The organism is Hydrogenophaga sp. (genome assembly GCF_048549895.1).
Taxonomy (GTDB): Bacteria; Pseudomonadota; Gammaproteobacteria; order Burkholderiales; family Burkholderiaceae_C; genus Hydrogenophaga.
In genome coordinates this window covers 1-5355 of sequence record NZ_JBLYYB010000005.1, presented here as the reverse complement: position 1 = coordinate 5355, position 5355 = coordinate 1, and the positions used below count along the sequence as shown (strand labels likewise).

6 protein-coding genes and 1 pseudogene are annotated in these 5355 nt (G+C 68.0%); all 7 read left to right on the top strand.

Translation table 11 applies throughout. The features are described 5' to 3' along the window. Window positions 1–403, top strand: a pseudogene (locus ACN4F8_RS00340) (NAD/FAD-binding protein); the annotation flags it as partial. Continuing rightward, a complete protein-coding gene (locus tag ACN4F8_RS00335) occupies window positions 400–1224 on the top strand; it encodes a DUF1365 domain-containing protein (RefSeq protein ID WP_419471750.1) in 825 nt (274 codons plus the stop codon). The pseudogene ACN4F8_RS00340 and the gene ACN4F8_RS00335, both read left to right, overlap by 4 nt. Continuing rightward, complete coding sequence (locus ACN4F8_RS00330) at window positions 1221–2450, top strand: class I SAM-dependent methyltransferase (protein WP_419471749.1); 1230 nt, start codon at window positions 1221–1223, stop codon at window positions 2448–2450. Before ACN4F8_RS00335 ends, ACN4F8_RS00330 begins: the two co-directional genes overlap by 4 nt. Window positions 2451–2460: 10 nt before the next feature. Continuing rightward, a complete protein-coding gene (locus ACN4F8_RS00325; RefSeq protein ID WP_419471748.1) occupies window positions 2461–3015 on the top strand; it encodes a chalcone isomerase family protein in 555 nt (184 codons plus the stop codon). Then, window positions 3012–4355 (top strand): MFS transporter, encoded by a 1344-nt coding sequence (locus ACN4F8_RS00320; protein WP_419471747.1) that lies wholly within the window; start codon window positions 3012–3014, stop codon window positions 4353–4355. Before ACN4F8_RS00325 ends, ACN4F8_RS00320 begins: the two co-directional genes overlap by 4 nt. A 9-nt stretch (window positions 4356–4364) precedes the next feature. After that, window positions 4365–4904 (top strand): DUF3833 domain-containing protein, encoded by a 540-nt coding sequence (locus tag ACN4F8_RS00315; protein WP_419471746.1) that lies wholly within the window; start codon window positions 4365–4367, stop codon window positions 4902–4904. Next, a partial coding sequence (locus ACN4F8_RS00310) for an SDR family NAD(P)-dependent oxidoreductase (RefSeq protein WP_419471745.1) occupies window positions 4901–5355 on the top strand: 455 nt, incomplete at its 3' end. The genes ACN4F8_RS00315 and ACN4F8_RS00310, both read left to right, overlap by 4 nt.

Sequence of the window (5355 nt, the reverse complement as noted above, 5' to 3'; positions counted from 1 at the left end):
GGCCGCCTGGAACTACGAACGTGCACCCAGCCAAGGTGTGGAGTCCGCGCAGGTCTGCCTGCACTACCTGCTGAACCGCCTGCAGCCGCTGCCGGTGGCACAGCCGGTGGTGGTGTCGCTCAACCCGCAGCGCGAGATCGCCGCGCAACACGTGGTGGGCGAGTACGCCTACGACCACCCGGTGTTCGACCTCGCCGCCATTCGCGCACAAGCCCGTGTGCCGGCCATGCAGGGTCGGTTGAACACGTACTTTGCCGGCGCCTGGACTGGCTATGGTTTCCACGAAGACGGGTTGAAGTCGGGCCTGCACGCCGCGCGTTCGCTGATCGATGCGCACCAACTGGTGCCGGTGACCCAGGGCGCCGAAGCCCAGCGCGCCGCCTTGCCCGGGGTGTTTGCGTGAATTCGCCATCGGTGGCCCAGATCGGCTTCGGCCAGGTGCGCCACACGCGCCACCGTCCGCAGCGCAACGCTTTCGCTTACCCCACCTACTTTTTGATGCTGCCCATGCGCAGCTTGCGCCAGCACGGCCCCGGCGCGCTGGCGCGCAACCGCCGCGCGGCACTCAGCTTCAACGACGCCGACCACGGCGACGGCCGCGCCGACAGCCTGCAGTGGCTCGACGAGCTGCTGCAACAGCACGGCATTGACGATGCGCAGGGCGAGGTCTGGCTGCACACCTACCCGCGCGTGCTGGGCTACACCTTCAAGCCGGTGAGCTTCTGGTACTGCCACCGCATTGATGGCACGCTGCGTGCGGTGCTGGCCGAGGTGAACAACACCTTTGGCGAACGCCACTGCTATTTGCTCGACGCGCCGCACTACGGCCAGCCGTGTGAGGCGAGCAAGGTGTTCCACGTGTCGCCGTTTTGCCCGGTGCGCGGGCGCTACCGCTTTGTCTTCATGCGCGCCGACGGTGCCACGCCGCGCACCGTGGCGCGCATCGACTACTTCGACGACACCCATGGCGATCACAGCGACCAGCCCCTGCTCAACACCAGCGTGAGCGGTGAACTGCAGCCGCTGAACGCGTGCAGCCTGCGCCGCGCGCTGTGGTCTTACCCCGCCATGACCTTCGGTGTCGTGGCCCGCATCCACTGGCAGGCCGTGCGCCTGTGGATCAAACGCGCACCCTTTTTCCGCCAACCGCCCGCACCGGGCGACTTCGTCACCGCCGCCTCCCTGCCGGCGTCTCCCGTGAACGCCGAACACAGCCACCCATGAACAGCCCCACCGCCTCCACCAGCCCCGCCGGTTTCTCGCTGCCACGCAACGCACCCGCCGCCGCGCGCACCACACTGCAACTGCTGCAGCGCCTGGTGCACGGCAGCCTCACGCTGCAACTGCCTGACGGCTCGGTGCAGCGTTTCGGCCAGGTCGACGGGCCGCACGCGAGCATGAAGCTCAACAACTGGAATGTGTGTTCGGCCTCGCTCAAGTCGGGCGACATCGGCTTTGCCGAGACCTACATCGCCGGCGACTGGACCACCTCCAACCTGCCCGCGCTGCTCTCGCTGATGGTGGCCAACCGCCGCGAGGTGGAAGACGTGATCTACGGCTCGTGGCTGGGGCGTTTTGCCTACCGCGTCAAGCACCTGCTCAACCGCAACAGCAAGACCAACAGCCGCAAGAACATCCACGCCCACTACGACCTGGGCAACGCGTTTTACGGCTTGTGGCTGGACGACACGATGAACTACTCGTCGGCCTGGTTCGAGACCCCCGACCAGACCATGGAAGCCGCGCAACACGCCAAGGTGCGCCGTGCGCTGCGCATGACCGACGTGAAGCCCGGCGACCGCGTGCTGGAGATCGGCTGCGGCTGGGGCGCGCTGGCCGAAAAGGCCACCACCGAGTTCGACGCGCACGTCACCGGTGTCACGCTGTCCACCGAGCAGCTGGAGTTCGCGAACGAACGCATGCAGCGCATCGGCCGCGCAGACCGCGCCGATCTGCGCCTGCAGGACTACCGCGACATCAGCGACGCCCCCTTTGACGCGATCTGTTCGATCGAGATGGTGGAAGCCGTGGGCCGCGAGTACTGGCCGACCTACTTCCAGACCGTCTCGCGCCTGCTCAAACCCGGAGGCAAGGCCTGCGTGCAGAGCATCGTGATCGACGACGAGCACTTCGAGCGCTACATCAAGGGCACCGACTTCATCCAGCAGTACGTGTTCCCCGGCGGCTGCCTGCCGTGCCCCAGCGAGTTCCGCGCGCAGGCGGCGAAAGCCGGCCTGGAGGTGGTGGACGAATTTGCGTTTGGCCTCGACTACGCGCGCACGCTGGCGATCTGGCGCGAGCGTTTCCTGCACGAGCAGGAACGGGTGCTGCAACTCGGCTTCGACCAGCGCTTCCTGCGCATCTGGGAGTTCTACCTCGCGTACTGCGAAGCCGCGTTCGAGCAGGGCAGCACCGACGTGGTCCAGTACACCTTGCGCAAGCCACTCTGAGGCCCACGCCATGAAACGCGCTGTCATTTCCTTCGCTTTGGCCCTTGGCACGCTGGCCGGCTCACCCGCGTTGGCGCAAGCGCCCGAGCCCACGCTCAGCGCCGCCCTGCAAGACAAGACCGCCGTGGGCAAAGCGCGCCTGCGCTACTGGGGCTTCGATGTGTACGACGCCAGCCTGTGGGCTCGGCCAGGCTTCGACATCGGCCAGTTTGAAACGCAACGCTTCGGCCTGGAACTGGCCTACCTGCGCGACTTCAAGGGCGCCGACATCGCCGAGCGTTCGATCGACGAGATGAACGATCTCGCGACCATCGAGCCCGCGCAGGCCACGCGCTGGACGCAGGCCATGAGCAGCCTGTTCCCCGACGTGAAGCGCGGCGACCGCATCACGGGCGTGCACGTTCCCGGCAGCGGCGCGCGCTTCTACTTGAACGGCAAGCTGCTCGGCGAGGTGGCGGACGACGCGTTTTCCCGCCTGTTCTTCGGCATCTGGCTTTCGCCCAAGACCTCGCAGCCGCGCATGCGCGAAACGCTGATCCAGGGCCTGGGCGGAACACCGCGATGAGCCTGGCGCCGGCCACTGCCCCCGAACCCGCCGCGCAATTCGTGGGCGCGGGCGCGTGGCGCCGGGGCCTGAGCTACGGCCTGCTGGGCTTGCCGCTGGCCTTTGTGGCACTGCCGCTGTATGTGATCCTGCCCAACCACTACGCGCGTGAATTCGGCGCGCCGCTGGCCTTGCTGGGTCTGGTGCTGCTGGCCGCTCGGTTGGTGGACGCGGTGCTCGACCCGCTGATCGGCCGCTGGTGCGACCGACTCTTTGCGCGCTCCATTGCCGCCGTGCTCGGCGCTTCGGCCGTGGCGGCGGTGGTGCTTGCGTTGGGCCTGTGGGGTCTGCTGTTTCCGCCCAGTGCCGTGATCGCCGCCGGCACCAACTTGCTCTTGGCCTGGGCCGGGTTGCTGATGGCCATCACCTACACCGCCTACAGCGTGGTGTCGGTGGCGCACCAGTCGTGGGGCGCGCGGCTGGGCGGCAACGAAGCGCAGCGCAGCCGCGTGGTGGCGTGGCGCGAAGGCCTGTCGCTGCTGGGCGTGTTGATCGCCGCCGTGCTGCCGGCCACGCTGGGCCTGGGCGCCACCGTGTCCACCTTCGCGGTGTTGCTCACGCTGGGCTGGTGGGCCTGGAGCCGCTCGGCCACACCCATTGCCCTGAAAGCCGCTGGACCGGCCCTGCGCCTGGGTCCATCGCCCTTGCGCCAACCCGCCTTTCTGCGCCTGCTCGCCGTGTTCGTGATCAACGGCACAGCCAGCGCCGTGCCCGCGACGCTGGTGCTGTTCTTCGTGCAGGACCGCCTGCAAGCCTCGCCTTCGGTGGAGCCCGCGTTTCTGGCCACCTATTTCCTGTGCGCGGCGCTGTCGATTCCGCTGTGGGTGCGGCTGGTCGCGCGCATCGGCTTGGCGCGCACCTGGCTGGTGGGCATGGCGCTGGCCGTGGCGGTTTTCATCTGGGCCGCCACGCTGGGTGCGGGCGATGTGCTGCCTTTCCTCGTCGTCTGCGCGCTCTCGGGCATTGCCCTGGGCACCGACCTCACCCTGCCCGGCGCCATGCTCGCCGGTCTCATTGGCCAGCTGGGCGAACGCGGCCAACGCGAGGGCGCCTACTTCGGCTGGTGGAGCTTCGCCACCAAGCTCAACCTGGCGCTGGCCGCGGGCCTGGCGCTGCCGCTGCTTGCGCTCTTCGGCTACGAGCCCGGCGCGCGCGACCCGGCCGCGCTGCAGACCCTGACCATCGCCTACTGCCTGCTGCCCTGTGTGCTCAAGCTGCTGGCCAGCGGCGCGCTGTATGCGCTGGTGATCCGGCCCGAGCAGCGCGCCGGCCTCGTCCCGCAAACCTCCATTCCTTCCTGAGACCACCCCATGCAAAGACGACTCTTGCTCGCCGCCGGCATCACCTCCGCCGCCGCCCTCGCGGGCTGCGCCGGCCCGCAGATCGGCCAGTACGCGAGCGAAAAACCGCTGCTCGATCTGCGCACCTATTTCAACGGCACGCTGGACGCCTACGGCGTGTTCACCGACCGCTCGGGCGCGGTGGTCAAGCGCTTCACCGTGGTGATGGTGTGCACCTGGAACGGCGACGACGGCGTGCTGGACGAAACCTTCAACTACAGCGACGGCACCACCGGCAAACGCATCTGGCGCATGAAGCATCTGGGCAATGGCCGGTTCAGCGGCACGGCAGACGACGTGGTGGGCACCGCACTGGGCGAACAGCAGGGCAATGCCTTCCGCTGGGGCTACACGCTGCTGCTGCCCGTCGACGGCAAAACCTACGAGGTGCAGTTCGACGACTGGATGTACCTGATGGATTCGCGCGTGATGCTCAACAAGGCCGAGATGAGCAAGTTCGGCATCCGCCTTGGCGAGGTCACGCTGTCGTTCGTGAGGCGAGCGCCATGAGCACGCCTCACGCCTTTGTGGAATCGCCGGCGCAGACAGCTGCGGTGGCCACTGCGCCGCGCGGCTTCTCGTTCTTCAAACCCATGAACCCACCCATCACCGACTGGCGCGGCCTGCGCGTGTGGCTCGTGGGCGCTTCCAGCGGCATTGGAGAAGCCACCGCCTCGGCCCTGCATGCGCGCGGTGCGCAGGTGCTGGTGTCGGCGCGCAGCCGCGAAGCGCTGGACCGTTTTGTGCTGAACCACCCGCCTCAACACGGCGTGACCGCGCAGGCCTGGCCACTGGACGTGACCGATGCCGACGCGGTCACCGCCACCACCCGCGAGATCCTGGCGCAGGGGCCGCTGGATCTGGTGGTGTATTGCGCCGGCCACTACCGCGATATTCGCGCCTCCGAGATGGACATGGCCGACCTCAAGCGCCACCTGGACATCATCTACATCGGCGCGCT

Excerpts from the sequence above, each read along its gene's own strand:
- ACN4F8_RS00330 (WP_419471749.1), top strand. The coding sequence starts at position 1,221 with ATGAACAGCCCCACCGCCTCCACCAGCCCCGCCGGTTTCTCGCTGCCA.
- ACN4F8_RS00320 (WP_419471747.1), top strand. The coding sequence starts at position 3,012 with ATGAGCCTGGCGCCGGCCACTGCCCCCGAACCCGCCGCGCAATTCGTG.
- ACN4F8_RS00325 (WP_419471748.1), top strand. The coding sequence starts at position 2,461 with ATGAAACGCGCTGTCATTTCCTTCGCTTTGGCCCTTGGCACGCTGGCC.
- ACN4F8_RS00315 (WP_419471746.1), top strand. The coding sequence starts at position 4,365 with ATGCAAAGACGACTCTTGCTCGCCGCCGGCATCACCTCCGCCGCCGCC.